The organism is Paenirhodobacter ferrireducens, assembly GCF_004022265.1.
Lineage (GTDB): Bacteria > Pseudomonadota > Alphaproteobacteria > Rhodobacterales > Rhodobacteraceae > Rhodobacter > Rhodobacter ferrireducens.
The window spans coordinates 32,961-55,249 of sequence record NZ_SAVB01000001.1 but is presented as its reverse complement, the minus strand read 5'-3'; the positions used below and the strand labels follow the sequence as shown (position 1 = coordinate 55,249).

26 protein-coding genes and 1 tRNA gene are annotated in these 22,289 nt (G+C 67.9%); 11 read left to right on the top strand and 16 right to left on the bottom strand.

Features of this window, described 5'->3' with window-relative positions:
* Positions 1-10: 10 nt before the first annotated feature.
* From EOW65_RS00295 to EOW65_RS00235, 13 genes are all read right to left on the bottom strand, one after another.
* The gene (locus tag EOW65_RS00295) at positions 11-277 is read right to left on the bottom strand and encodes a DUF1344 domain-containing protein (protein ID WP_128147037.1); all 267 of its coding nucleotides are present in this window, start codon (positions 275-277) and stop codon (positions 11-13) included.
* A 361-nt stretch (positions 278-638) separates the two neighbouring features.
* Positions 639-1,745 (bottom strand): glutamate 5-kinase, encoded by a 1,107-nt coding sequence (proB, locus tag EOW65_RS00290; RefSeq protein ID WP_394342724.1) that lies wholly within the window; start codon positions 1,743-1,745, stop codon positions 639-641.
* The gene (obgE, locus tag EOW65_RS00285) at positions 1,742-2,767 is read right to left on the bottom strand and encodes a GTPase ObgE (protein ID WP_128147035.1); all 1,026 of its coding nucleotides are present in this window, start codon (positions 2,765-2,767) and stop codon (positions 1,742-1,744) included. Before obgE ends, proB begins: the two co-directional genes overlap by 4 nt.
* A 182-nt stretch (positions 2,768-2,949) precedes the next feature.
* Positions 2,950-3,489: a GNAT family N-acetyltransferase gene (locus tag EOW65_RS00280; RefSeq protein ID WP_128147034.1), complete on the bottom strand. Its 540-nt coding sequence runs from the start codon at positions 3,487-3,489 to the stop codon at positions 2,950-2,952.
* 190 nt (positions 3,490-3,679) lie between these two features.
* The gene (rpmA, locus tag EOW65_RS00275; protein WP_121531408.1) at positions 3,680-3,949 is read right to left on the bottom strand and encodes a 50S ribosomal protein L27; all 270 of its coding nucleotides are present in this window, start codon (positions 3,947-3,949) and stop codon (positions 3,680-3,682) included.
* Between the two features lie 14 nt (positions 3,950-3,963).
* On the bottom strand, positions 3,964-4,350 hold the full coding sequence (rplU, locus tag EOW65_RS00270) for a 50S ribosomal protein L21 (protein WP_121531410.1): 387 nt from the start codon (positions 4,348-4,350) through the stop codon (positions 3,964-3,966).
* Between the two features lie 193 nt (positions 4,351-4,543).
* On the bottom strand, positions 4,544-5,653 hold the full coding sequence (locus EOW65_RS00265; protein WP_128147033.1) for a CaiB/BaiF CoA transferase family protein: 1,110 nt from the start codon (positions 5,651-5,653) through the stop codon (positions 4,544-4,546).
* Positions 5,654-5,783: 130 nt separating this feature from the next.
* Positions 5,784-7,607, bottom strand: a complete 1,824-nt coding sequence (locus EOW65_RS00260) for an ABC-F family ATP-binding cassette domain-containing protein (RefSeq protein ID WP_128147032.1) — start codon at positions 7,605-7,607, stop codon at positions 5,784-5,786.
* A gap of 108 nt (positions 7,608-7,715) precedes the next feature.
* Positions 7,716-8,492, bottom strand: coding sequence for a MetQ/NlpA family ABC transporter substrate-binding protein (locus EOW65_RS00255; protein ID WP_128147031.1), 777 nt, complete (start codon positions 8,490-8,492; stop codon positions 7,716-7,718).
* Between the two features lie 27 nt (positions 8,493-8,519).
* The gene (locus EOW65_RS00250; protein ID WP_128147030.1) at positions 8,520-9,194 is read right to left on the bottom strand and encodes a methionine ABC transporter permease; all 675 of its coding nucleotides are present in this window, start codon (positions 9,192-9,194) and stop codon (positions 8,520-8,522) included.
* Complete coding sequence (locus tag EOW65_RS00245) at positions 9,184-10,245, bottom strand: methionine ABC transporter ATP-binding protein (protein WP_128147029.1); 1,062 nt, start codon at positions 10,243-10,245, stop codon at positions 9,184-9,186. Before EOW65_RS00245 ends, EOW65_RS00250 begins: the two co-directional genes overlap by 11 nt.
* A gap of 347 nt (positions 10,246-10,592) precedes the next feature.
* Positions 10,593-11,351, bottom strand: a complete 759-nt coding sequence (locus tag EOW65_RS00240) for a GNAT family N-acetyltransferase (protein WP_128147028.1) — start codon at positions 11,349-11,351, stop codon at positions 10,593-10,595.
* A gap of 87 nt (positions 11,352-11,438) precedes the next feature.
* On the bottom strand, positions 11,439-11,861 hold the full coding sequence (locus EOW65_RS00235) for an outer membrane protein assembly factor BamE (protein ID WP_128147237.1): 423 nt from the start codon (positions 11,859-11,861) through the stop codon (positions 11,439-11,441).
* Positions 11,862-12,012: 151 nt separating this feature from the next.
* On the opposite strand from EOW65_RS00235, the gene EOW65_RS00230 reads away from it, so the two are divergent.
* From EOW65_RS00230 to gatB, 9 genes are all read left to right on the top strand, one after another.
* Complete coding sequence (locus tag EOW65_RS00230; RefSeq protein ID WP_128147027.1) at positions 12,013-12,570, top strand: YceD family protein; 558 nt, start codon at positions 12,013-12,015, stop codon at positions 12,568-12,570.
* A 208-nt stretch (positions 12,571-12,778) separates the two neighbouring features.
* Positions 12,779-12,985 carry a 50S ribosomal protein L32 gene (gene rpmF / locus EOW65_RS00225; RefSeq protein ID WP_113901060.1) on the top strand — a complete coding sequence of 69 codons (207 nt, stop codon included), beginning with the start codon at positions 12,779-12,781 and terminating at the stop codon, positions 12,983-12,985.
* Positions 12,986-13,009: 24 nt separating this feature from the next.
* Entirely contained in the window at positions 13,010-14,173 is a 1,164-nt protein-coding gene (gene plsX / locus EOW65_RS00220; protein ID WP_128147026.1) for a phosphate acyltransferase PlsX, read from the top strand.
* A complete protein-coding gene (locus EOW65_RS00215; protein WP_128147025.1) occupies positions 14,170-15,144 on the top strand; it encodes a beta-ketoacyl-ACP synthase III in 975 nt (324 codons plus the stop codon). Before plsX ends, EOW65_RS00215 begins: the two co-directional genes overlap by 4 nt.
* A 134-nt stretch (positions 15,145-15,278) precedes the next feature.
* Positions 15,279-15,581 carry an integration host factor subunit alpha gene (gene ihfA / locus EOW65_RS00210; RefSeq protein WP_113901063.1) on the top strand — a complete coding sequence of 101 codons (303 nt, stop codon included), beginning with the start codon at positions 15,279-15,281 and terminating at the stop codon, positions 15,579-15,581.
* Between the two features lie 26 nt (positions 15,582-15,607).
* Positions 15,608-16,441, top strand: coding sequence for a MerR family transcriptional regulator (locus EOW65_RS20090; RefSeq protein WP_206363995.1), 834 nt, complete (start codon positions 15,608-15,610; stop codon positions 16,439-16,441).
* Positions 16,442-16,552: 111 nt separating this feature from the next.
* Positions 16,553-16,630: transfer RNA gene (locus tag EOW65_RS00200), tRNA-Pro, on the top strand.
* 56 nt (positions 16,631-16,686) lie between these two features.
* Positions 16,687-17,766 (top strand): 2'-deoxycytidine 5'-triphosphate deaminase, encoded by a 1,080-nt coding sequence (locus tag EOW65_RS00195; RefSeq protein ID WP_128147024.1) that lies wholly within the window; start codon positions 16,687-16,689, stop codon positions 17,764-17,766.
* A 249-nt stretch (positions 17,767-18,015) separates the two neighbouring features.
* Positions 18,016-19,533, top strand: coding sequence for an Asp-tRNA(Asn)/Glu-tRNA(Gln) amidotransferase subunit GatB (gatB, locus tag EOW65_RS00190; protein ID WP_128147023.1), 1,518 nt, complete (start codon positions 18,016-18,018; stop codon positions 19,531-19,533).
* Between the two features lie 51 nt (positions 19,534-19,584).
* Here gatB and EOW65_RS00185 read toward each other — a convergent pair whose 3' ends face one another.
* Positions 19,585-20,127, bottom strand: coding sequence for a flavin reductase family protein (locus EOW65_RS00185; protein WP_128147022.1), 543 nt, complete (start codon positions 20,125-20,127; stop codon positions 19,585-19,587).
* A gap of 247 nt (positions 20,128-20,374) precedes the next feature.
* Between EOW65_RS00185 and EOW65_RS00180 the strand changes: the two genes are divergently transcribed.
* A complete protein-coding gene (locus tag EOW65_RS00180; RefSeq protein ID WP_128147021.1) occupies positions 20,375-20,743 on the top strand; it encodes a DUF4177 domain-containing protein in 369 nt (122 codons plus the stop codon).
* Here the strand turns inward: EOW65_RS00180 and EOW65_RS00175 are convergent.
* Positions 20,686-20,988, bottom strand: coding sequence for a BolA family protein (locus tag EOW65_RS00175; RefSeq protein ID WP_369407164.1), 303 nt, complete (start codon positions 20,986-20,988; stop codon positions 20,686-20,688). The two genes, EOW65_RS00180 and EOW65_RS00175, sit on opposite strands and share 58 nt — an antisense overlap.
* A gap of 133 nt (positions 20,989-21,121) precedes the next feature.
* Here EOW65_RS00175 and EOW65_RS00170 point away from each other — a divergent pair, with 133 nt between their 5' ends.
* Positions 21,122-21,745, top strand: coding sequence for a J domain-containing protein (locus EOW65_RS00170; protein ID WP_128147019.1), 624 nt, complete (start codon positions 21,122-21,124; stop codon positions 21,743-21,745).
* 70 nt (positions 21,746-21,815) lie between these two features.
* On the opposite strand, the gene EOW65_RS00165 is transcribed toward EOW65_RS00170, so the two are convergent.
* Complete coding sequence (locus tag EOW65_RS00165) at positions 21,816-22,244, bottom strand: SufE family protein (protein WP_128147018.1); 429 nt, start codon at positions 22,242-22,244, stop codon at positions 21,816-21,818.
* Between the last annotated feature and the right edge of the window lie 45 nt (positions 22,245-22,289).

Sequence of the window (22,289 nt, the reverse complement as noted above, 5' to 3'; positions counted from 1 at the left end):
CCTCCGGGCCTCAGCCCTTGACGGCGACGAGCGCCGTGGCCTCGTTCACCTTGCCCTTCTGTTCCCAGGTGACGGCGACCTTCTCGCCGACCTTGAACGCCTTCAGCTTGACCGTCTTCGGCATGCTGTAGGTGCTGCCATCCGACAGCGTGACGGAATGCGCTTTCTTGTCGATCGACTTGATCGTGCCGTCGGTCGTGGTCGCGCCCGCGGCCATGGCAAGCGAGGCCGAGCCGAGCGCGAGAGCGGTGACGACGGGAAGAAGGATGGAACGCATGATCTGCTCCGTGAAGCCGGCCCCTGTGTGCGGCGGGCCGGTGGGACGAAACCTTCATGGCCGGTCGCGTCAATGGCACGGCGCCACCCGACAGACCCAGGCTTCGGAGATCAGATTAGCCGTCCTCCGGCCGTGCCGGCAGGGGGGGCCTCGCCATTTGATCGGCCGTGATCGACCCTGGTGAAAGCGATGAATTCCACGTGATTTCGGTGCGTTGCGCGGCATCCCCCGGCTGCACCGCGGGCCGGATTTCGTGCCGCGCCAAGGCCCTGACAGCGAAACGCCCGCCACCGGGGCGGGCGCTGCAAATCACGCTCGGGAGAGGGGCGCGTCATCGCCCCTCGCGGCCGGCGGGGCCGGATCAGCCCACCACCATGTCGTCACGGTGAATCAGCGCCGCCCGCCCCGGATAGCCGAGGATCTCCTCGATCTCGCGCGAACGGTGACCGGCGATCTTGTGCGCCTCCTCGGCGGTATAGCGCACCAGCCCCTTCGCCAGGATCGCCCGATCGGGGCCGGCAACGGCCACGGGCTCGCCACGGCCGAAGGTGCCCACGACCTTGGTGACGCCCGCCGGCAACAGCGACTTGCCCGACATCAGCGCCTCGACCGCGCCCGCATCGACGAAGATCTCGCCGCGCGGCTTCATCGCCGCGATCCAGCGCTTGCGCGCCACCTGCGGGTCGCCCTCGGGCAGGAACCAGGTGCTGTTCGCGCCCTCGGCCAGCGCCGAAAGCGGCCGCGCGACCGAGCCTTCCATGATCGCCATGGCACAACCGCCGGCGACCGCGGTCTTCGCCGCCAGAAGCTTCGTCTTCATCCCGCCCTTCGACAGCCCCGAAATCGGGTCGCCCGCCATCGCCTCGATCTCGGGCGAGATATGCTCGACGATCTCGAAGCGCTCGGCGCCCGGGTCTTCCTTCGGGTTCGCGGTATAGAAGCCGTCGACATCCGACAGCAGGATCAGCTGATCGGCCCCCACGGTGACGGCGATCTGCGCTGCCAGCCGGTCGTTGTCGCCAAAGCGGATCTCGTCGGTGGCAACGGTGTCGTTCTCGTTCACGATCGGCACGACGCCGAGCGAAAGGAGCGTCTCCATCGTGGCGCGGCTGTTCAGATAGCGGCGCCGGTCATCGGTATCCTCGAGCGTCACCAGCACCTGCGCCGTGGTCACCCCATGCGGGGCCAGAACCTCTTCATAGGCGCGGGCAAGGCGGATCTGCCCCACCGCCGCCGCAGCCTGACTCTGCTCGAGCGCCAGCGGCCCTGCCGGCAGACCGAGCACCCGCCGACCGAGCGCGATCGAGCCCGAGGAGACCAGCACCACATCCGCGCCGCGCGCCCGCGCCGCGGCCACGTCCTCGGCCAGCGCGACAAGCCAGTCGGTCTTGAGACCGCCCTCCCCCACCAGCAGCGCCGAGCCGATCTTGATCACCAGCCGCGAGGCGGCCCGCACATCCGGCTTCAGGGACGCCACGGCGTCACCTCTTCCTCGCCGGCGCGATCCTCCGAGATCTCGGCCCAGAGCTTGCGCAGCACCTCGTTCACGCCCTGCTTCGACACGCCCGACATCAGCAGAACCGGCCCGCCCGACGCCTTCTCGAGCGCCCGCTTGCGGTTCGAGAGCGTCTTCGGATCGAGCGCGTCGACCTTGTTCAGCACCGTCACCCGCGGCTTCTCGGCGAGGTCCGGCGAATAGGCCTCGAGCTCGCCGATGATGGTGCGGTAATCCTTGGTCAGGGTCGACGAAGTGCCGTCGACCAGATGCAGGAGCACCGAGCAGCGCTCGACGTGGCCGAGGAACTGGTCGCCCAGCCCCCGCCCCTCGGAGGCGCCCTCGATCAGGCCGGGAATGTCGGCGATGACGAATTCCTTGCCGTCGATGCCGACGACGCCAAGGTTCGGCACCAGCGTGGTGAAGGGGTAATCGGCAATCTTCGGCCGCGCGTTCGAGACCGCGGCAAGGAAGGTCGACTTGCCGGCATTCGGCAGGCCCAGAAGCCCCGCGTCGGCGATCAGCTTGAGCCGCAGCCAGAGCGTGCGCTCGACCCCTTCCTGTCCCGGGTTCGCGCGCGACGGCGCACGGTTCGTCGAGCTCTTGAAACGCAGGTTGCCCCAGCCGCCATTGCCGCCCTTCGCCAGCAGCACCCGGCTGCCCGGCTCGGTCAGATCGGCGAGGACGGTTTCCTCGTCTTCGTCGATGATCTCGGTGCCGACCGGCACCTTCAGGACGATGTCATCGCCATCCGCGCCGGTGCGCTGGCTGCCCATGCCGTGCTGGCCGTTCTGCGCGAAGAAATGCTGCTGATAGCGGAAGTCGATGAGCGTGTTCAGCCCCTCGACCGCCTCGGCCCAGACCGAGCCGCCCTTGCCGCCGTCACCGCCGTCAGGTCCACCGAACTCGATGAACTTCTCCCGGCGGAAGCTGACGGAGCCGCCGCCACCGGCGCCGGAGCGGATGTAGACTTTGGCGAGGTCGAGGAATTTCATCGGCGGTCGTCCCTGTTTGCAAGGCGTCCGTTTACGCCGGCACGCCGCATTCTTCAAGCCACGCGTGGGGGCGCCGCCCCCACACCCCCGAGGTATTTATGGCAAGATGAAAGAGACCCACCCTTCATCTTGCCATAAATACCTCGGGAGGGTCCGGGAGGGCAGCGCCCTCCCGTCTGCCCTCAGCCCATCTTGCGCAGATAGGTCCAGGTCGGCACCCGGCCGCCCCGCGCCACCGACCAGCTTTCGGCATCGCCCAGATATTCGAAGCCCGAGTTCGTCAGGACACGGGCCGAACCCGGGTTATCCTGGAACACCTCGGCAAAGAGAGTGCGCGAATTGTGCGGGTTCGCCGCGACGAGCGCGGCCACCGCCTCGGAAGCGAAGCCGGTGTTCCAGAACCCCGGCCCGACCCAGAAGCCGACCTCGGACTGGTCGGGCTCGACCCGGGTCAGCGAGACGATGCCCAGCACCTCGGCCAGACCGTGCGTCGAGCCGTCCATCGCCCAGACATCCTCCGTCCGCTTCTCGGCCATGGCGCGGGCGACGAAGTTCTCGGCGGCCCCGGGCGGCAGCGGATGCGGGATGGCGCGGGTGCCCTCGGCGACGCGGCGATCGGCCGTGTACATCGAGATCAGCCCGGCGTCCGAGCGGCGCAGCGGGCGCAGCACGAAGCGGCCGGCCTCGATCACGGGTTGAGCGGTGAGGGTTTCCTGAAACATCTGCGCTCCTCCTCGAAACGCGGGCCTGTTCACTTTGGTCCTGAAAATGGGGCGGGACGATGACAATTTGAACCCTACCCGTTTGAAAATTCGATGAATTCTTCGAGATCACCATGCCGCATCGCAGCAAAGACAAAGGGGACCGGCCTTGCAGCCGATCCCCCTGTTCCTGTCCGGATTGCGGTTCGGCTTACTCGGCCGCCTCCGCAACGGGAAGAACCGAGATGAAGGTCCGGCCTTTGAGGCCTTTCTTGAAGGTGACCTTGCCCTCGGTGACGGCGAAAATGGTGTGGTCCTTGCCCATCATCACGCCTTCGCCCGGCCACCAGGTGGTGCCGCGCTGACGCACGATGATGTTGCCCGAAACCGCAGCCTGACCGCCGTAGAGCTTGACGCCAAGACGACGACCGGCAGAGTCGCGGCCGTTGCGGGACGAACCGCCTGCTTTCTTGTGAGCCATCTGTCAGTCTCCTCTTACTTCGCTTCGTGCGCGGCGACGCGCGCAGCAGCGGTGCCGACGGCTTCCTTCACGCCCGAGGCAGCGGCGCCCGAGGCGAGAACCTCGGTCACGCGCACCAGCGTCAGCTTCTGACGGTGGCCACGGGTACGCTGCGACGAATGCTTGCGGCGGCGCTTGTGATAGGTGATGACCTTGTCGGCCTTGATGGTGTCGATGACTTCCGCGACGACCGCAGCGCCTTCGACGAGCGGGGCGCCAACGGTCAGGGTGTCGCCGCCAACCATCAGAATCTCGTTGAACTGGACCTTGTCGCCAGCAACGGCAGCGATCAGTTCCACGCGGAGCACGTCGCCCGCCTGGACCTTGTATTGCTTGCCGCCAGTCTTGAGGACCGCAAACATGCGTTCTTCCTTTTCCAAGCCGCGCCCTGTGGCCCCTTGCGGAGTTTCACGGCCCTTGCGGGCCCGCCTCGGGCAGCGCGCCCCTCCCGGGGCGTTGTTGCACATGATTCCCCCCGCAAGAGGGTGTCCTCTGCCGGGTTGGCGGCTTATCGGAGATCGGGGGGTGCAAGTCAAGGCTCTTGCGCGCCGCCGCTCAGGCGCTCCAGCGGGCGAGCGCATCCTCGCGCCCGATCCGGGCAAGGGTCGAGCCCGGCCCGATCGCGCCCGGGGTGCGGCTCAGCTTCGGCGCGGGGGCGGGCTGCACGATGCCCTCGTGGCGCAGATAGGCGCCGCGGGCGACGTTATGCGGGTGGCTCACCGCCTCCGACACCGTCAGAACCGGCGTCGCACAGGCGTCGGTGCCCTCGAAGATCGCCTCCCACTCGGCGCGGCTCTTCTCGAGGAAGCGCGCACCGATGCGCGCACGCAGCTCGGGCCAGAGGGTACGGTCGGCGCGGTCGGGCAGCTCGCCCGGGGCAAAGCCCATCAGGTGCTGGAACTCGGCCCAGAATTTCTCCTCGATCGGGCCGATGGCGAAATGGCCGCCCGCCTTGCAGGGATAGACCCCGTAATAGGGCACGCCGCCGTCGAGCAGGTTCTCGCCGCGCCGGTCGGACCAGAGCCCGCTCGCCGCAAGCCCGTGCACCATGCCCAGAAGCCCGGCGATGCCGTCGGTGATCGCAGCATCGACGACCTGCCCCTGCCCCGTCGCCTTCGCATGCCACAGCGCCGCCATGATCCCGAAGGCGAGCCACATCGAGCCGCCGCCGAAATCGCCCACCAGATTGAGCGGGATCACCGGCGTCTCGGGCGTGCCAATCGCGCCGAGCGCGCCCGAGAGCGCGACGAAGTTGATGTCGTGCCCCGCGGTCTGGGCGAGCGGGCCGCTCTGCCCCCAGCCGGTCATCCGGCCATAGACGAGGCGCGGGTTCTCGGGGAAGTCGGCAGGGCCGAGGCCGAGGCGCTCCATCACGCCCGGGCGCATCCCCTCGACCAGAGCGTCGGCCTTGGCGATCAGCCGCCGCGCGATGGCGAGATCTTCGGTCGCCTTGAGGTCAAGCTCCAGCACGTCGCGGCCGCGCTCGATCGGGTCGTTCGCGATGCCGAGCACGTGGTTCGCCGCGCCACCCGAGTTCGGCCGCGCGATGCGGATCACCTCGGCCCCCATGTCGGCGAAGAGCTGCACGGTGAAGGGCGTGGGGCCGAGGCCCGAAATCTCGACGATGCGGAGCCCGGCGAGCGGGCCTTGCGGCGATGTGGTCATCTGTCCTCCCTCAGGCGCACGGTCCGGCGCGGCCGGGGGTTTTGCACCCCCGGACCCCCGCAAGGTATTTCCGGCAAGATGAAAGGGTAAAGGCTGTGGCAGCGTGACGCGGCGTCACTGCGCCCGGGAGTCAGCCCTGCGCCTTTTCCTCGAGCGTCAGCCATTCCTCCTCGGCCGCACTCAGCGCTGCCTGACGCTCGCCCAGCATCTCGGTGGCCTTCCTGAACTTCACCGGCTCGCGGGTGAAGAGCTCGGGATCGGAGAGGAGCTCGGAGAGCTTGCCGATCTCGCGCTCGAGCTTGTCGATGACACCGGGCAGCTCCTCGAGCCGGTGCTTCTCGGTGAAGCTGAGGCCCGGCTTCTTCGGCGCGGCCTTCGGGGCGGCGGCGGGCTCGGCCCTCTTCGCGGCGGGGGCGGTCGCGGCGGCCGGCGCCGCGGGGGCGCTCAGCGCCTTTTGCGCCTGATAGTCGCTCCAGCCGCCGGCATAGACCGTGGCGCGGCCGTCGCCCTCCATCGCGATCGTCGTCGTCGCGACGCGGTCGATGAAATCGCGGTCGTGGCTGACCAGCAGCACCGTGCCGTCATACTCGCCGAGGATGTCCTGCAGCAGATCGAGCGTCTCGACGTCGAGATCGTTCGTCGGTTCGTCGAGGATCAGCAGGTTCGAGGGCTTCGCCATGATCCGCGCAAGCAGCAGCCGTGCCCGTTCGCCGCCCGAGAGCGAGCCGATCGGCGCCCGCGCCTGGCTCTCGTCGAAGAGGAAATCCTTGAGATAGGCCACCACATGCTTCGGCCGGCCGCGCACCATCACCTGATCGGACTGGCCCGAGACCCGCATGTCGGGGTCGTTCACCATCCCGCCCCACAGCGTCTGGTCGAGGTCGAGCGTGGCGCGCGCCTGATCGAAGACCGCGATCTCGAGATTGGTGCCGAGCGTCACCGTGCCCGCATCGGGCGCGATCTCGCCGGTCAGCATCTTCAGCAGCGTGGTCTTGCCCACGCCGTTCGGGCCGACGAAGGCGACGCGGTCGCCGCGCAGCACGCGCAGGTCGAAATTCTTCACGATCGCCTTGTCGCCGAAGGACTTGGTGAGGCCCTTCGCCTCGATCACCCGCTTGCCCGAGGTGCCCGAGCTTTCAAGTTCCATCGCCGCGGTGCCCTGCCGGCGGATCTGGCCTGCGCGTTCGGCGCGCAGCGCCTCGAGCGCCCGCACCCGGCCCATGTTGCGCTTGCGCCGCGCCGAGATCCCCTCGACCGCCCATTTCGCCTCGGCCTTGATCTTGCGGTCGAGCTTGTGGCGGGCCTCGTCCTCTTCGGTCCAGATCTGTTCGCGCCAGTCCTCGAAGGCCTCGAAGCCGCGCTCCTGCCGGCGCAGCGCGCCGCGGTCGAGCCAGAGCGTGGCCCGCGTCAGGTTGCGCAGGAAGGCGCGGTCATGCGAGATCAGCACGAAGGCGGTGCGGGTGGTCTTCAGCTCGTTTTCCAGCCAGCCGATCGCCTCGATGTCGAGGTGGTTGGTGGGTTCGTCGAGCAGCATGAGTTCGGGCGCCTCGGCCAGAAGCTTGGCCAGCGCCGCGCGCCGCCGCTCGCCGCCCGAGGCGGTGGCGACCGGGGTCTCGGGGCGGAACTTCAGCCCCTCGGCCACCATCTCGACGCGGTAGTGTTCGGCCTCGGAGAGGCCCGATCCGGCGAAATCGCCAAGCGTCGCAAAGCCCGAGAGGTCGGGCTCCTGCTCCATGTAGCCCACGCGCGTGCCGCTCGGCACCACGCGCGATCCGTGGTCGGGCTCGACCAGCCCCGCCATCACCTTCATCAGCGTCGACTTGCCCGAGCCGTTGCGGCCCACGAGCGCGATGCGGTCGCCCTCCTGAACGGTGAGATCGAGCCCCTCGAAGACGGGGTCGCCGCCGAAGGTGAGGGAGATGCCGGAAAGCTGGAGAAGGGGTGCGCGTGCCATGGCTCTCCGCTAGCCGGGCGGCGGCGAAAGGTCAACGGGGGCGTGCAGGGGGCCGCACATGCAAACGGGCGCCCGAAGGGGCGCCCGCCGATTGGATCCCGGAACGGCTCACCAGGAGGTCAGCACCGTGCCGTGATACTTGTCCTCGATGAATTTCTTCACCTCGTCCGAGTGGTAGGCCGAAACCAGCGTCTTCACCCAGGGCGCGGTCTCGTCGCCTTCGCGCACCACGATGATGTTCACATAGGGGTTGTCGGCCTTTTCCATCGCGATGGTGTCGGTCTTCGGATTCAGACCGGCGGCGATGGCATAGTTCGTGTTGATCATCGCCGCGTCGAGATCGGCGAGCGAGCGCGGCAGCTGCGCGGCGTCGAGTTCCTGGAACTTCAGGTTCTTCGGATTCTCGGTGACGTCGAGCACGGTCGGGGTCAGGCCGGTGCCGTCGGCAAGCTTGATCAGGCCGAAGTCCTGCAGCACCAGAAGCGCGCGGCCGCCATTCGTCGGGTCGTTCGGGATGCCGACGGTATCGCCGTCCTTCAGCTCGGCCGGCGACTTCACCTTGTTCGAATAGAGCCCCATCGGCGTGGTGATCGTGGTCCCCACCGGCACCAGCTTGAAGCCGCGGTCCTTGATCTGGTTGTCGAGATAGGGCTTGTGCTGGAACGAGTTCGCCTCGATGTCGCCATCGGCCAGCGCCTGGTTCGGCACCACGTAATCCGAGAACTCGATCACCTTGATATCAAGGCCCATCGGCTTGGCGACCTTCGCCACCTCTTCCATGATCTCGGCATGCTCGCCCGGCGAGACCCCGACCTTGATGTCCTCGGCCATCGCGGTCCCGGCCGTGAGCGCGAGCACGGAGATCAGCGTCATCAGCTTTTTCATCGGAATTTTCCCTCTGAGCTTGAAAAGTTATGCGCCACGGTTGCCGGGCGCGCGTTTGTCCACCCGCCGTGCGATCCATTCGCCGATGGTCTGCACGAGCTGGACGAGAACGATCAGGATGACCACCACCACCGCCATCACGTCGGGCATGAAGCGCTGGTAGCCATAGCGGATGCCAAGGTCGCCCAGCCCCTCGCCGCCGACAGCGCCCACCATCGCCGAATAGCCGATCAGGCTGACGACGGCGAGGGTGAGGCCAAGCGTGATGCCCGGCAGCGCCTCGGGGATCAGCACCTTGCGGATGATCTGCAAGGGCGTCGCGCCCATCGACCGCGCCGCCTCGATCAGCCCCGCATCGACCTCGCGGATCGCATTCTCGATCAGCCGCGCGATGAAGGGCACGGCGGCGATGGTCAGCGGCACGATCGCGGCGGTGGTGCCGATCGAAGTGCCGGCGATCAGCCGGGTGAAGGGGATGATCGCCACGACGAGGATGATGAAGGGGATCGAGCGGGTCGCGTTGACGACGATGCCCAGCACCTTGTTCACCGCCGGCGCCGACAACAGCTCGCCGCGCCGCGAACAGGCAAGGAACACGCCGATCGGCAGGCCGATCAACGCGCCGATCAGCGTCGACAGGAAGACCATGTAGAGCGTCTGCCAGGTGGCCGAGATCAGCAGGTTGATCAGATTAGAGGACATAGCCCAGCACCTCCGTGCGCTGCTGATGGCTTTCGAGATAGGCCCGCGCCTCGGCCGCCCGCGCTGCGTCGATCGAGACCAGCAGGTTGCCGAAGGGGCGCGGCCCGATCTCCTCGATGGCGCCGGCGAGGATGTTGACATCGAGCCCCAGCGTCGCGCTCATCCGCGCGAGCAGCGGGTCGGTCGCGTTGTCGCCCAGGAAGGTGATGCGGATTACCTCGCGCGCCGGCCCGGCGGGGCGGTCGGTCTGCAGCCTGTCGGCGATGAAGCGCGGCAGGGTGACGCCGGTGACGCCGGCAAGGAAGCTGCGCGTCGTCGGGTGCTGCGGCGCGGTGAAGACGTCATAGGTGAGCCCCTGCTCGACGATCCGCCCGCCCTCGATCACCGCGACATGGCTCGCGATGTCGCGCACCACCGCCATCTCGTGGGTGATGAGAAGAATCGTCAGCCCGAGGTCGCGGTTGATGTCGGCCAGAAGCCGCAGCACCGTCCGCGTCGTCTCGGGGTCGAGCGCCGAGGTCGCCTCGTCCGACAGCAGCACCTTCGGATCGGTGGCGAGCGCGCGGGCGATGCCGACGCGCTGCTTCTGCCCGCCCGACAGCTCGGCCGGATAGCGCCCGGCCAGCTGTTCAAGGCCGACACGGGCGATCAGATCGCGCACCCGCGGGCGGATCTTCGCCGCGGGAATGCCGGCAATCTCCATCGGCAGCGCCACATTGTCCTCGACCGTGCGCGACGAGAGCAGGTTGAAGTGCTGGAAGATCATCCCGACCTCGCGCCGGATCTCGCGCAGCGCCGCACCGCGGGCCCGGCCGACGTCGCGCCCGGCCACGGTGATCGTGCCCGCCGTCGGCTGCTCGAGCCCGTTGACCATCCGCAGCAACGTGGACTTGCCCGCACCGGACCGCCCGATGATTCCGGTGATCGAACCGGCCGGCACCTCGAAGGAAATCCCCTCGAGCGCCGTGACGCTGCCGCCGCCCGTCTTCGGATAGCTCTTGCCGACCCCGTCGAAGGTGATGGCCGCGCCGCTGGTGATATCCCGTTGCATCCCTGTGTCCGATATGGCTGTGGACTCGATTTGACCGCCCATAAAGGGGAAGCGGCCGGCAGATACAACCCCGCGCCGGGGCCCGGGACACCCGATGCGCCCCGTCCCGGGTGTTACGCCAGATCCGCGCGCCGGGTTCAAGCAAACAATCACGCTAAAATTTGTCGGGTTTTAGGGATATTCTTCCACCCCCCGGAAGCCGCGGCCATAAAGCGTTCCACGCCGCGAAACCGCCCCCTGAAGCACGCGGAGAATCGCCCCGACATGCGCGCCCCTCCCCGCTTCCAACTGCTCCAAATATCCCGGGGGTGAATTTTGCCGTCAGGCAAAAGAGGGGGCGGCGCCCCCTACCCCGCTACCATCCGCAGCGCCCGCGCCCGGGCCGGCGGAATCGCGCCGATCTCGAGCCCGGTGAAGACATGGAGCGTGCCCAGATCCTCGTCGACCACGGCATGATCGCTGACCCACCCCCCCATCGTCAGATAGCTGCGCAACAGCGGCGGCATCCGCAGCATCGCCTGTTTCGGGTCCCCCGGCCGGCCGATCAGCGCGCGGGCATAGCGCACCACCTTCGGCGCCTTCACCCGCGGCCACCAGCGCCGCGGCGCAAGGTGACGCTCAGCCAGCACTGCGAAGGCATCGGCGAAATATTCCCAGTCGGTACCGGTGAAAGACGAACAGCCGAACAGCATCTCGACCTTCCCGGCATCGACGAAGCGCGTCATCGCGCCCCAGGCCAGGCGCAGGATGTCGGGATCGTGCAGGCCGGGCTCCATGCAGAAGCGCCCCATCTCGACCATCGGCCCGGAAAATCCGCGCAGCGCCGAAAGCTCGTAATATCGTGCGGAATAGCTGCGACCAATCTCGCTGCCATCTTTCAGCGGCAGCAGCCGGAAGCAGCACACCAGCCGCCCCGTCGCCACCTCCTCGACCAGCACATGCCGGCAGACGGCATCAAACTCATCGGCATCGAGTGGCACCGCATCGGCAGCGATGCCGCCACGGGCGCCGACGAAGCTGCGCCAGCGCAGCGCCTGCGCGGCGCGAAGGTCGGACGGGGTCGCGGCGAAACGCGCGCCGTAACGTCCCCTCGCGAGCGAAAACATGGTGGCTCCCCGGGTTGGCCCGAACGGGAGCGATCATAGGCGACTCGGCACCGCGACGGAAGAAAAACCGCCGCGGCGCGGCAAAGCTCACTGCGTGAGTTGCGTCGCCGACACCCGGCCGAGGCTGCCCAGAAGCTGCCGCACGACACTGATGCCCTTGATGTTCGACTTGGTGACGCGCCGCGACAGCACCACCACCTCGCCGCGCTCAAGGCCGAAGCGCTCGACATTGGCGACGGTGCCGGCCTTGTCGAAGCTGACCGCGACGACCTGGCGGTCGATCTCCTGCGGCGCCCGGGCGCCATAGTATTTCCAGCGCGAGCCGACGTAATACCACGCCGAGCCCTCGAGCACGCCCGAGGCCGAAGGACGGCCCACGGCCGCCGCCACGTCATCGCGCGAACTCTTGCCAACCTGGACCTGCGCCAGATCCTCCTCGGTCGGGACATAGCCGTGATTCTGGTAAATCGCCGTACAGCCAGCCGCCAAGAGGCTCGCGCCAAGGGCCATCGCCAGCGCAATGCGCCGCGTCACGGTTCCGGTGCTCACCTGTTACCCCCTCTTGCCTCATGGCCTGCGGCCTTTTATCCCGCTTACAACAACCCGGCCCGGCCCTCAAGCACGATGCGGCGACCGCCGGCCCCGAGACCCAGGAGCTGCCATGACCGATGCCCCCCTTCCCTGGAGCGTGCCGCTCCGCCCCGCCGAGCTTGCCGGCCGCAAACCCAATCGTTTCGACCTGCGCCCCGATGCCGAGACCCGCGCGGCGATCGCCACCTGGGCCGGGGTTGAGGCGCTCAACTCTTTGCGACTGAACGGAACGCTGACCCCGCAGGGGCGCAGCGACTGGACGTTGCAGGCGGAATTCGAGGCCGAGGTGGTCCAATCCTGCGTCGTCACCCTTGCCCCAGTCACCACCCGGCTGAGCGAGGGCGTGCAGCGCCACTACCTCGCCGACATGCCCGAACCCGAGGGTGACGAGGTCGAGATGCCCGAGGACGACACGAGCGAGCCGCTGCCCGCGGTGATCGACCTTGCCGCAGTGGCACTCGAGGTGCTCGAACTTGCGCTGCCGCTCTATCCGCGGGCGCCGGGCGCCGAGCTCGACGAGACCGTGGTGACCGAACCGGGCGCCGTGCCGATGCGCGACGAGGACACCCGCCCCTTCGCCAACCTGCGCGACCTGATGGCGAAGAAGGACGAGACGGGCGACGAGTGAGCGCCCGTTTACGCGCCGCCTGCCCGGCTTTTGCACATCGGCGCCTGCACGGCGCGGCAGCGCAAGAAAGGGCTTGCAACGGAGCGGAATCGCAGTATGTTCCCGGCCTCATTCGAAGTCTGGGTTCGCACCCGGTCCGCTCTCCGGCGCCAGTGACGATACTCAAGGAAATCAGGGCCCTGTGCCCGCGAACAATCGAGGATTAGACATGGCTGTCCCGCAGAACCGAGTCACGCGCTCCCGCCGTAACATGCGCCGTGCGCATGACGCCCTTGTGGCCGCCAATCCGGCTGAATGCCCGAACTGTGGCGAACTGAAGCGTCCGCACCACGTCTGCGGCGCCTGCGGTCACTATGACGACCGCGAAGTCGTTGCGCAGGCCGTCGAAGTCGATCTGGACGACGACGCCGCGTAAGCGCGTCGCCCGAGCCTCTGATCCATGCTGCCTGAACAAGAGCAGACGCGGGCCGAAGGCCGGGCCGATGCCGCGCAGACGGATGGCCGCGAGACCGCGGCCAAGGCGCCGGCCGTGTCCGGCGCCCTCGTCATTTCTGTCGACGCCATGGGCAGCGACCGCGGCCCGGTTGCGGTGCTCGACGGCGTGCAGATCGCCCATCGGGCCAACCCTGCCCTGCGCTTCATCCTGCACGGCCGTGAGGACGAGCTCGCTCCGTTGATCGCTGCGCGCGGCCTTGCCGACTGCGCAGTGCTGCACCATGCCGAGGGCGTGGTGACAATGCACGACAAGCCGTCGCAGGTGATGCGGCGCGGCAAGGACACCTCGATGTGGTCGGCGATCGAGTCGGTGCGCGAGCGAGAGGCGGCGGTTGCCGTCTCCTGCGGCAACACTGGCGCGCTGATGGCGGTGTCGATGCTTCGGCTGCGCAAGCTGCCCGGGGTGAACCGCCCCGCCATCGCCTCGTTCTGGCCGTCGCGCAATCCGACCGGCTGGAACGTCATGCTCGACATGGGCGCCGACGTGAAGGCCGACGCCCCCGATCTGCTGACCTATGCGCTGATGGGCACCTCCTACGCCCGCAACGCACTCGGCCTTGCCCGGCCCCGCGTCGGGTTGCTCAATGTCGGCACCGAGGAACACAAGGGGCATGCCGAGCTAAGGCTCGCGCATGAGATGATCGGCGCGGCGCAAGAGGCCGGCGCCTTCGATTTCGTCGGCTTCGTCGAGGGCAACGACCTGCCCTCGGACCGCGTCGACGTGATCGTCACCGACGGCTTCACCGGCAACGTTGCGCTGAAAACCGCCGAGGGCACGGCGAAATTCGCCGCCGAACTACTGCGCGGGGCGCTGACCGCGACGCCGCTCAGCAAGCTCGGCGCCTTCCTCGCGATGGGGCCGCTGAAGCGGATGAGCGCGCAGATCGACCCGCGTCGGGCGAATGGCGGCGTCTTCCTCGGGCTGAACGGCACCGTGGTGAAGTCGCATGGCTCGGCCGATGCGACCGGCGTCGCCGCCGCGATCGAGCTGGCCGCCCGCCTCGCCCGCTCCGGTTTCGTCGAAAGGCTCGCGGCACGGGTTGCCTCTGCGTCAGTGGCAAGGCAGGATGCGCCCTCGGGAGAGGCATCCAGCGAGAACGAACTATGAAGATCAGATCCGTCGTCCGCGGCGTCGGCCATTACCTGCCGGCGCGCGTCGTCGAGAACGGCGAGTTCGAGGCCACGCTCGACACCTCGGATGAATGGATCCGCGCCCGCACCGGCATTGAGCGGCGTCACTTCGCCGCCGAGGGCGAAACCACCTCGCAGCTTGCGATCAAGGCGGCGCAGGCGGCGCTCGAGGATGCCGGCATCCCCGCGGACCGCATCGACGCGATCGTTGTCGCCACCTCGACCCCCGATTTCACCTTCCCCTCCGTCGCCACCATGGTGCAGGCCGGGCTCGGCTCGACGCATGGTTTCGCCTATGATGTGCAGGCGGTCTGTGCGGGCTTCGTCTATGCGCTGGCGAATGCGAACGGGCTGATCGTCTCGGGTCAGGCCGAACGCGTGCTGGTGATCGGGGCCGAGACCTTCTCGCGCATCATGGACTGGACCGACCGCGGCACCTGTGTGCTCTTCGGCGACGGAGCCGGCGCGCTGGTGCTCGAGGCGGCCGAGGGCAGCGGTACGAACAGCGACCGTGGCGTGCTCTCGACCGATCTGCATTCCGACGGCCGCTATCGCGAGCTGCTTTACGTCGATGGCGGCGTCTCGACCACGGGCGTGGCCGGGCATCTGCGGATGCAGGGCAACGCGGTCTTCAAGCATGCCGTGCAGAAGCTGGCCGAAACCGCCCATACCGCGCTCGACAAGATCGGCATGAGCGGCGAGGATGTCGACTGGATCGTGCCGCATCAGGCCAATCTGCGGATCATTTCGGCCACGGCCGAGCGGATGCAGGTGCCGATGGAACGCGTCGTGCTGACCGTTCAGGACCACGGCAACACCTCGGCCGCATCGATTCCCCTCGCCCTCTCGGTCGGCAAGCAGCGCGGCCAGATCAAGACCGGCGACCTGCTCGTCACCGAGGCGATCGGCGGCGGCCTTGCCTGGGGCTCGGTGGTGCTGCGCTGGTAAGCGCCGCGTCCGCCCGCGTTGCGGGCATCCCCCTGCGGCAGAGCGCCGCGCAAGCCGTTGACAAGCCGTTCTTATTGACACCGGCATGGATTTGCGCCCATCGTGGGCGCAGTCACATCCGGGGGGATGACACGATGTCCGAAAAGACCCTGACGCGCATGGACCTGAGCGAAGCGGTGTTCCGCGAAGTTGGTCTGAGCCGCAACGAATCCGCGCAGCTTGTCGAAAGCGTGCTGCGCCACATGTCCGACGCGCTGGCCAATGGCGAGACGGTGAAGATCTCGTCCTTCGGCACCTTCTCGGTGCGCGAGAAAAGCTCGCGCATGGGGCGCAACCCGAAAACCGGCGAGGAAGTGCCGATCAGCCCGCGCCGCGTGCTCTCGTTCCGGCCCTCGCACCTGATGAAGGATCGCGTCGCGGCCGGCAACGCGAAGTGACGCGCCGCCGCGACCAGGACCGCGAGATGAACAAGTCCGCCCATGCCTTCCGCACCATTTCCGAAGTGGCCGAGCTTCTGGAAACGCCCACCCATGTGCTGCGTTTCTGGGAAAGCCGCTTTCCGCAGGTAAAGCCGGTCAAGGGCGCGGGCGGGCGGCGCTATTACCGCCCCGACGACGTGCAGCTGCTCGCCGGCATCAAGAAGCTCCTGCACGATGACGGGATGACAATCCGTGGCGTGCAGAAGCTGCTGCGCGAACAAGGCGCGAAACAGGTCGCGGCCCGGGGCGAGCTGAGCTTCGACGCGGCCGAGGATACGTCCGAAGCCGCCCTGCCCGAAGCTGACCGGACCGAGGCCGACGGGATCGAGGCCGCGTCTGCCCTGCCCGCCGAAGACGCGACGCCCGGCCCCGATGCACCGGCCGGCACCCTGCTTACCCCACGTGTTGCCTCCTGGCGCCAGGCCTCGCTCTTTGAGGCGCCGGCGCCGGAGGGAGCCGGGATCGTCGCCGAGATCGAGACCGCGCCCCTCGTCGAGATCGAAGATGCAGATGATTCGCCGCCCGAGCCCGAGCCGGTGCCCGAGGCACCGATTGCCCTCGACGTCGAGCCGGAAGCCCCCGAGGCACTCGCCCACGTGGTGAGTCTGCTCGTCGCCGGCAGCGCCCGCCCCGACGAGACCACCCCCGCCCTGCCGCCCACGCCGGAGCCCGCGCTTGCGGTGCTGTCGCGCGGCCTGACCGGGCTCGATCTTGCGGGTCTCGGCACCGTCGAGCGGATGCGGCTTCTGACCGCCTGCGACCGGCTCACGGCGCTGCAGGCCCGGATGGGCCAGCCGCCGCGTGCCCTGCCGCACTGAGCTGGCGCGCAGGCCAGGGCACCGCCGCGCGGGCTTCCGGCAGGCCGTTGCAAAAAGTTGCGTTTTGCCGCTTGCACCCGCCGCCCGGATACCTCTATACACGCCTCGTGTCGGGCCGTGGCGCAGCCTGGTTAGCGCGTCCGTCTGGGGGGCGGAAGGTCGAGAGTTCGAATCTCTCCGGCCCGACCATCACGAGAAACGCCCACCCTTCGGGGTGGGCGTTCGTCTATGCGAGGGAGGCTGCGATGACCCACGGCGTTCTGCCCGACAGCGCGATCCGCGCGATGGTCGAGCACGGCGAGATCACTGCCGCCCTGCCCCTCGTGCCCGGCCAGATCCAGCCCGCGAGCCTTGATCTGCGGCTCGGCAGCGTCGCCTACCGGATCCGCGCCTCCTTCCTCGCCGGCCGCGGCACCCGCGTCGAGACCAAGCTCGCCGATTTCGAGATGCACCGGATGGATCTCTCGCATGGGGCGGTGCTGGAAAAGGGCTGCGTCTACCTCGTGCCACTGATGGAGGGGCTGGCGCTGCCCGAGGGCATCACCGCCGTCGCCAATGCAAAAAGCTCGACCGGCCGGCTTGACCTGCTGACCCGGGTGATCACCGACGGCGGCACCGAATTCGACCGCATCCCCGAGGGCTATGCCGGCCCGCTCTATGCCGAGATCTGCCCGCGCTCCTTCTCGGTGCTGGTGCGGCCCGGCATGCGGCTCAATCAGATCCGCTTCCGCCGCGGTCAGGCCGTGCTGAGCGACCCGGAACTGAAGGCGCTGCACGCGGCCGAGCCGCTCGTCACCGGAGAGGCGGTGATCGACGCCGGGCTCGGCTTCTCGGTCGACCTGCTGCCCGAGACCGGCGACCTCGTCGGCTACCGCGCGAAGCCGCACACCGGGGTGATCGACCTTGACCGCATCGGCCATTACCTCGCCGCCGATTTCTGGGAGGAGCTGCGCACCCGTGAGGGACGCATCATCCTCGACCCCGGCGCCTTCTACATCCTCGTCTCGCGCGAGGCGGTGACGATCCCGCCCGATTACGCCGCCGAGATGGCGCCCTATCTCGCCATGGTGGGCGAGTTCCGGGTGCATTACGCCGGCTTCTTCGACCCGGGCTTCGGCCATGGTGCGGCGGGCGGCACAGGCTCGCGCGGCGTGCTTGAGGTGCGCTGTCACGAGGCGCCCTTTGTTCTGGAACACGGACAGGTCGTGGGCCGGCTCGTCTACGAGCGGATGACCGCGCGCCCGGAACGGCTTTACGGCACCGGCATCGCCTCGAACTATCAGGGGCAGGGGCTGAAACTCGCCAAGCATTTCCGCGCCGGCTGAACCCGGCGGGGCAGAAGGGGGCGCTGCCCCCTCTTGGCTGCGCCAATTCACCCCCGAGGTATTTCGGGCAAGGCGAAAGCGCGAAGGGGTTTTTGCGTCCAATTTCCCCCGATATCCCGTGAGTGAGGGCGAAGCCCGAGGGCGCCGCGCCCCCTTGTGCACGGAACCGGGCTTGAAACGCCCGGGGTTCTTGCCCCGGCGGCGCCGACGTCCTAGAACGCGAGCCAGACCCTGATACGGAAGCGGACCATGCTCGACCATCTCAGCTACAAGACCCCCGAACCGAAAGTCATCGCCGGCGCAAAGGCCGACTGGGAACTGGTGATCGGGATGGAGGTGCACGCGCAGGTGAGCTCGAACGCCAAGCTCTTCTCCGGCGCCTCGACCGGCTTCGGCGCGGAACCGAACAGCCACGTCGCCTTCGTCGACGCCGCGATGCCCGGCATGCTGCCGGTGATCAACGAATTCTGCATCGCCCAGGCGGTGAAGACCGGGCTTGGCCTGAAAGCGGCGATCAACCTGCGCTCGGCCTTCGACCGGAAGAACTACTTCTATCCCGACCTGCCGCAGGGCTATCAGATCAGCCAGCTCTACCACCCGATCGTGGGCGAGGGCGAGATCCTCGTCGACATGGGCCCGGGCGTTGCCCGCAAGGTGCGGATCGAGCGCATCCACCTCGAGCAGGACGCCGGCAAGTCGATCCACGACATGGACCCGACCATGTCCTTCGTCGACCTGAACCGCACCGGCGTCGCGCTGATGGAGATCGTCTCGCGCCCCGACATCCGCGGCCCTGAGGAGGCGGCTGCCTATGTCGTGAAGCTGCGCCAGATCCTGCGCTATCTGGGCACCTGTGACGGCAACATGCAAAACGGCAACCTGCGCTGCGACGTGAACGTCTCGGTCTGCCGCCCCGGGCAATACGAGAAATACCAGGAAACGCAGGATTTCAGCCATCTCGGCACGCGCTGCGAGCTGAAGAACATGAACTCGATGCGCTTCATCCAGGCCGCGATCGACTACGAGGCGCGCCGCCAGATCGCGATTCTCGAGGATGGCGGCGTGGTGGTGCAGGAAACCCGCCTCTACGATCCGGACAAGAACGAGACGCGCTCGATGCGCTCGAAGGAAGAGGCGCATGACTATCGCTACTTCCCCTGCCCCGACCTGCTGCCGCTCGAGATCGAGCAGGGCTGGGTCGACGGCATCGCCGCGGCGATGCCGGAGTTGCCGGACGAGAAGAAGGCGCGCTTCGTCGATGCGCTTGGGCTGAGCGAATACGACGCCTCGGTGCTGACCGCCGAGGTCGAGAATGCCGATTACTTCGAGGCGGTCGTGGCGGTGTGCGACGACGGCAAGCTGGCCGCGAACTGGGTCATCAACGAGCTCTTCGGCCGGCTGAAGAAGGACGGTGCCGAGATCGACGCAAGCCCGATGAGCCCCGCGCAGCTTGGCGGCATCATCACCCTGATCAAGTCGGGCGACATCTCGGGCAAGATCGCCAAGGACCTGTTCGAGATCGTCTATACCGAGGGCGGCGATCCGGCCGAGATCGTCACCGCACGCGGCATGAAGCAGGTCACCGACCTTGGCGCGATCGAGGCTGCGGTGGACAAGATCATCGCGGAAAGCCCGGCCGAGGTCGAGAAGGCGAAGGCCAACCCGAAGCTGGTGGGCTGGTTCGTCGGCCAGGTGATCAAGGCCTCGGGCGGCAAGGCGAACCCGGCCGCGGTGAAGGAAATCGTGGCGCAGAAGCTCGGGATCTGATCCCGGGGCCGCGCGACAGGGGTCAGGGCGCCTTCGGGCGCCCTGTTCCGTTCAGATCCCCGGCGGCAGTTTCGAGGCCATCTGCGCGCGCCGGTCGAAATGCTCGCCATCGGCGATGAAGGTGCCGTCGCCCACGGCATGCAGCATCCGCGCCCCCGAAAGCGCCGGGTTGGTCCAGGCCGCCACGCCCTGCAGCACCACGATGCTGTGCGCCTCGACGATGTCGACGACGCGGCATTCGACAGCGGCGATGCAATCGGCAAGGAGCGGCGGGCGGACGTGGCGCGCGGGCTGGGTGCGCAGGCCGAAGCGCGCGATCTTGTCCACCACCTTGCCCGAGCAGGTCCCCACCCCCAGCACGGTGTCGATCATCTCGGCCGGCGGAATTGCGATCACGCAGTCGCGCTGTTCCTCGAGCGCGGCATAGGAGCTGTTCCAGGGCCCGGTGCAGATCGCGAAACGCGCATCGAAGTCGAGCACTATCGTCCAGCTGATCGTCATCACATTCGCCCGCGTCCCGTCGTCGGTCACCACCCAGATCACCGGCCCGGGCTCGAGCAGGGTGAACGCCCTGCCCAGCGGCATCTCTTCCATCACCGGTCTCCCTTGCCATGCTGCTCCCAGCACAGCGCCCGGGCCACAAATGTGCAAGTGGGGTTTTCCACCGCTTTACGCAGGCCAGCCCCCCGCAACCCCGACTTTTTCTTCCCCCCGCCCCTCCACGGTCGCGGCGTTCGCCGCGGCGGGACTGCACCGCAGTCCCGCTTTTTCGCGGCTCACCCCTTCGTTCCTTGACCGTCCCGCACAACTCGGTAACAACGGCCCCGCAAAGAGGTGCGTCATGCAGGCTTATGAATACAAGGTGATCCCCGCCCCGCAACGAGGCGAGAAGGAACGCGGGCTGAAGACCGGGGCGGAACGTTTCGCCCATGCGCTCACGCTCACGATGAACGAACTCGCGGCGGAGGGCTGGGAATACTGGCGCGCCGAGGCGCTTCCGGCCGAGGAGCGCGCGGGCCTGACCTCGAAGACGACGGTGTTCCACAACCTGCTCGTCTTCCGTCGCCCGTTCCGCGGCGAGGGGATCTCGGGCGAGGCCCCCGCGCTGGCTGCGCAAAGCGCCGCCGAGCGGCGGGCGCGGATGCTCTCGGTCTATGCGCCCGAGGGCAAGGCGCCGCGACTCGGCCCGGCCGAGGAAGAAGAGGTCTGATCCTCGAACTCGATCGCCAGCGCATGAACCCGGGCCAGCAGCCCGGGCCCGAGTGCGGCATGGACGGCCCGGTGCCGTGCGATCCGCGAGGCCTGCGCCAGAGACGGCACCCAAAGCCGCAGCCGGAAATGGCTTTCGCCGGCCACGGCGGCGGCCGAATGGCCGGCGTGACGCGCGCTTTCGTCGATGATTTCCAGATGGCTCGGTTCGAGCGCCGCAAGCCGCGCCCGGATCTCGTCAGCCACCGGTGAATTTCCGCCCGTCATCGTGCTGCGCCCCTTTCGCCTCGTGGCAAATTGCTTAGACTGCGTGGCCCGAGTCGGCCGGCCCCGTCAAGCGGGCCGCCACGCGGGAATGCGAAAAGGACAAGAGGCAGACATGAGCGGGACCGATCCCTTCGGCTTCAACATCTCGGCAGCCGCCGACAAGAAGCGTCGGACCAAGGGCAAGCGCGGGATGTCGGGCGCATTCGAGACCTCGACGCGCAAATGCGACCACGAGGGCTGCACCGAGCCCGGCCAGTACCGGGCGCCGAAAAGCCCGAAGGTGCTCGACGACTATTTCTGGTTCTGCAAGGACCATGTGCGCGAGTACAACCTGAACTGGAACTATTTCCAGGGACAGTCGGAAGAGGAGTTCCAGCGCTTCCTCGAGAATGCAACGGTCTGGGAACGGCCGACGAAGCCCTTCGGGCGCTCGAAGGAGGAAATGGGCTGGGCCCGGCACGGGATCTCGGACCCGCAGGAGCTGCTGGGCGAGAACGCCACGCAGAACCCCGGCCGCACCGTCGTCGGGCGCAAGCTGCCGCCGACCGAGCGCCGCGCGCTCGACATTCTCGACGCCAAGGACAGCATGACCAAGGCCGAGATCCGCAAGAGCTACAAGGCGCTGATCAAGGTGTTGCACCCGGACATGAACGGCGGCGACCGCAGCCAGGAGGAAATGCTGCAGGAGGTGGTCTGGGCCTGGGACCAGATCAAGGACAGCCGCAACTTCAAATGAGACCGGGGGGCGCAAGCCCCCCGTTTTCAGTCCACTGCTCGCCGGGGGCGACGCCCCCTGCCCGTCTCTCTCAGCCCGCCGCAGCCTCGGCCGCGAGCTTGCGGATCCGTTCGACCATCGCCGCAAGCCCGTTCGAGCGCTGCTGGCTCAGGTGCTCGTTCAGACCGAGCCGGCCAAGCTCGGCCTTGGCGTCGACGGTCAGCACCTCGGACGCGCTCAGCCCGGAATAGAGCGCGTGCAGGATCGCGATCAGCCCCTCGACGATCATCGCATCCGACTCGCCCTCGAAGTCGACGCGCGCGGCGGGGCCGGTGCCCGCGATCCGCGGCAAGAGCCAGACCTGGCTTGCACAGCCCTCGACCTTGGTCGCCGGCACTTTCAGCGCCGGGTCCATGTCCGGCAGCGCCTTTCCCAGCTCGATGACGTGGCGATAGCGGTCTTCCCAGTCATCCAGGAAGTCGAAGGTTTCGGCGATCTCCTCGAAGGCGGCGCTGGCCATGGTCCCCTCCTTGCACGGGTTTTCCCCTGCCTACCCCCGCACGCC

Bases quoted from the DNA above. Each gene is read 5' to 3' on its own strand.
- EOW65_RS00295 (WP_128147037.1), bottom strand. From the start codon at position 277: ATGCGTTCCATCCTTCTTCCCGTCGTCACCGCTCTCGCGCTCGGCTCG.
- obgE (WP_128147035.1), bottom strand. From the start codon at position 2,767: ATGAAATTCCTCGACCTCGCCAAAGTCTACATCCGCTCCGGCGCCGGT.
- EOW65_RS00280 (WP_128147034.1), bottom strand. From the start codon at position 3,489: ATGTTTCAGGAAACCCTCACCGCTCAACCCGTGATCGAGGCCGGCCGC.
- rpmA (WP_121531408.1), bottom strand. From the start codon at position 3,949: ATGGCTCACAAGAAAGCAGGCGGTTCGTCCCGCAACGGCCGCGACTCT.
- rplU (WP_121531410.1), bottom strand. From the start codon at position 4,350: ATGTTTGCGGTCCTCAAGACTGGCGGCAAGCAATACAAGGTCCAGGCG.
- EOW65_RS00265 (WP_128147033.1), bottom strand. From the start codon at position 5,653: ATGACCACATCGCCGCAAGGCCCGCTCGCCGGGCTCCGCATCGTCGAG.
- EOW65_RS00260 (WP_128147032.1), bottom strand. From the start codon at position 7,607: ATGGCACGCGCACCCCTTCTCCAGCTTTCCGGCATCTCCCTCACCTTC.
- EOW65_RS00255 (WP_128147031.1), bottom strand. From the start codon at position 8,492: ATGAAAAAGCTGATGACGCTGATCTCCGTGCTCGCGCTCACGGCCGGG.
- EOW65_RS00250 (WP_128147030.1), bottom strand. From the start codon at position 9,194: ATGTCCTCTAATCTGATCAACCTGCTGATCTCGGCCACCTGGCAGACG.
- EOW65_RS00245 (WP_128147029.1), bottom strand. From the start codon at position 10,245: ATGCAACGGGATATCACCAGCGGCGCGGCCATCACCTTCGACGGGGTC.
- EOW65_RS00240 (WP_128147028.1), bottom strand. From the start codon at position 11,351: ATGTTTTCGCTCGCGAGGGGACGTTACGGCGCGCGTTTCGCCGCGACC.
- EOW65_RS00235 (WP_128147237.1), bottom strand. From the start codon at position 11,861: ATGGCCCTTGGCGCGAGCCTCTTGGCGGCTGGCTGTACGGCGATTTAC.
- EOW65_RS00230 (WP_128147027.1), top strand. From the start codon at position 12,013: ATGACCGATGCCCCCCTTCCCTGGAGCGTGCCGCTCCGCCCCGCCGAG.
- rpmF (WP_113901060.1), top strand. From the start codon at position 12,779: ATGGCTGTCCCGCAGAACCGAGTCACGCGCTCCCGCCGTAACATGCGC.
- plsX (WP_128147026.1), top strand. From the start codon at position 13,010: ATGCTGCCTGAACAAGAGCAGACGCGGGCCGAAGGCCGGGCCGATGCC.
- EOW65_RS00215 (WP_128147025.1), top strand. From the start codon at position 14,170: ATGAAGATCAGATCCGTCGTCCGCGGCGTCGGCCATTACCTGCCGGCG.
- ihfA (WP_113901063.1), top strand. From the start codon at position 15,279: ATGTCCGAAAAGACCCTGACGCGCATGGACCTGAGCGAAGCGGTGTTC.
- EOW65_RS20090 (WP_206363995.1), top strand. From the start codon at position 15,608: ATGAACAAGTCCGCCCATGCCTTCCGCACCATTTCCGAAGTGGCCGAG.
- EOW65_RS00195 (WP_128147024.1), top strand. From the start codon at position 16,687: ATGACCCACGGCGTTCTGCCCGACAGCGCGATCCGCGCGATGGTCGAG.
- gatB (WP_128147023.1), top strand. From the start codon at position 18,016: ATGCTCGACCATCTCAGCTACAAGACCCCCGAACCGAAAGTCATCGCC.
- EOW65_RS00185 (WP_128147022.1), bottom strand. From the start codon at position 20,127: ATGGAAGAGATGCCGCTGGGCAGGGCGTTCACCCTGCTCGAGCCCGGG.
- EOW65_RS00180 (WP_128147021.1), top strand. From the start codon at position 20,375: ATGCAGGCTTATGAATACAAGGTGATCCCCGCCCCGCAACGAGGCGAG.
- EOW65_RS00170 (WP_128147019.1), top strand. From the start codon at position 21,122: ATGAGCGGGACCGATCCCTTCGGCTTCAACATCTCGGCAGCCGCCGAC.
- EOW65_RS00165 (WP_128147018.1), bottom strand. From the start codon at position 22,244: ATGGCCAGCGCCGCCTTCGAGGAGATCGCCGAAACCTTCGACTTCCTG.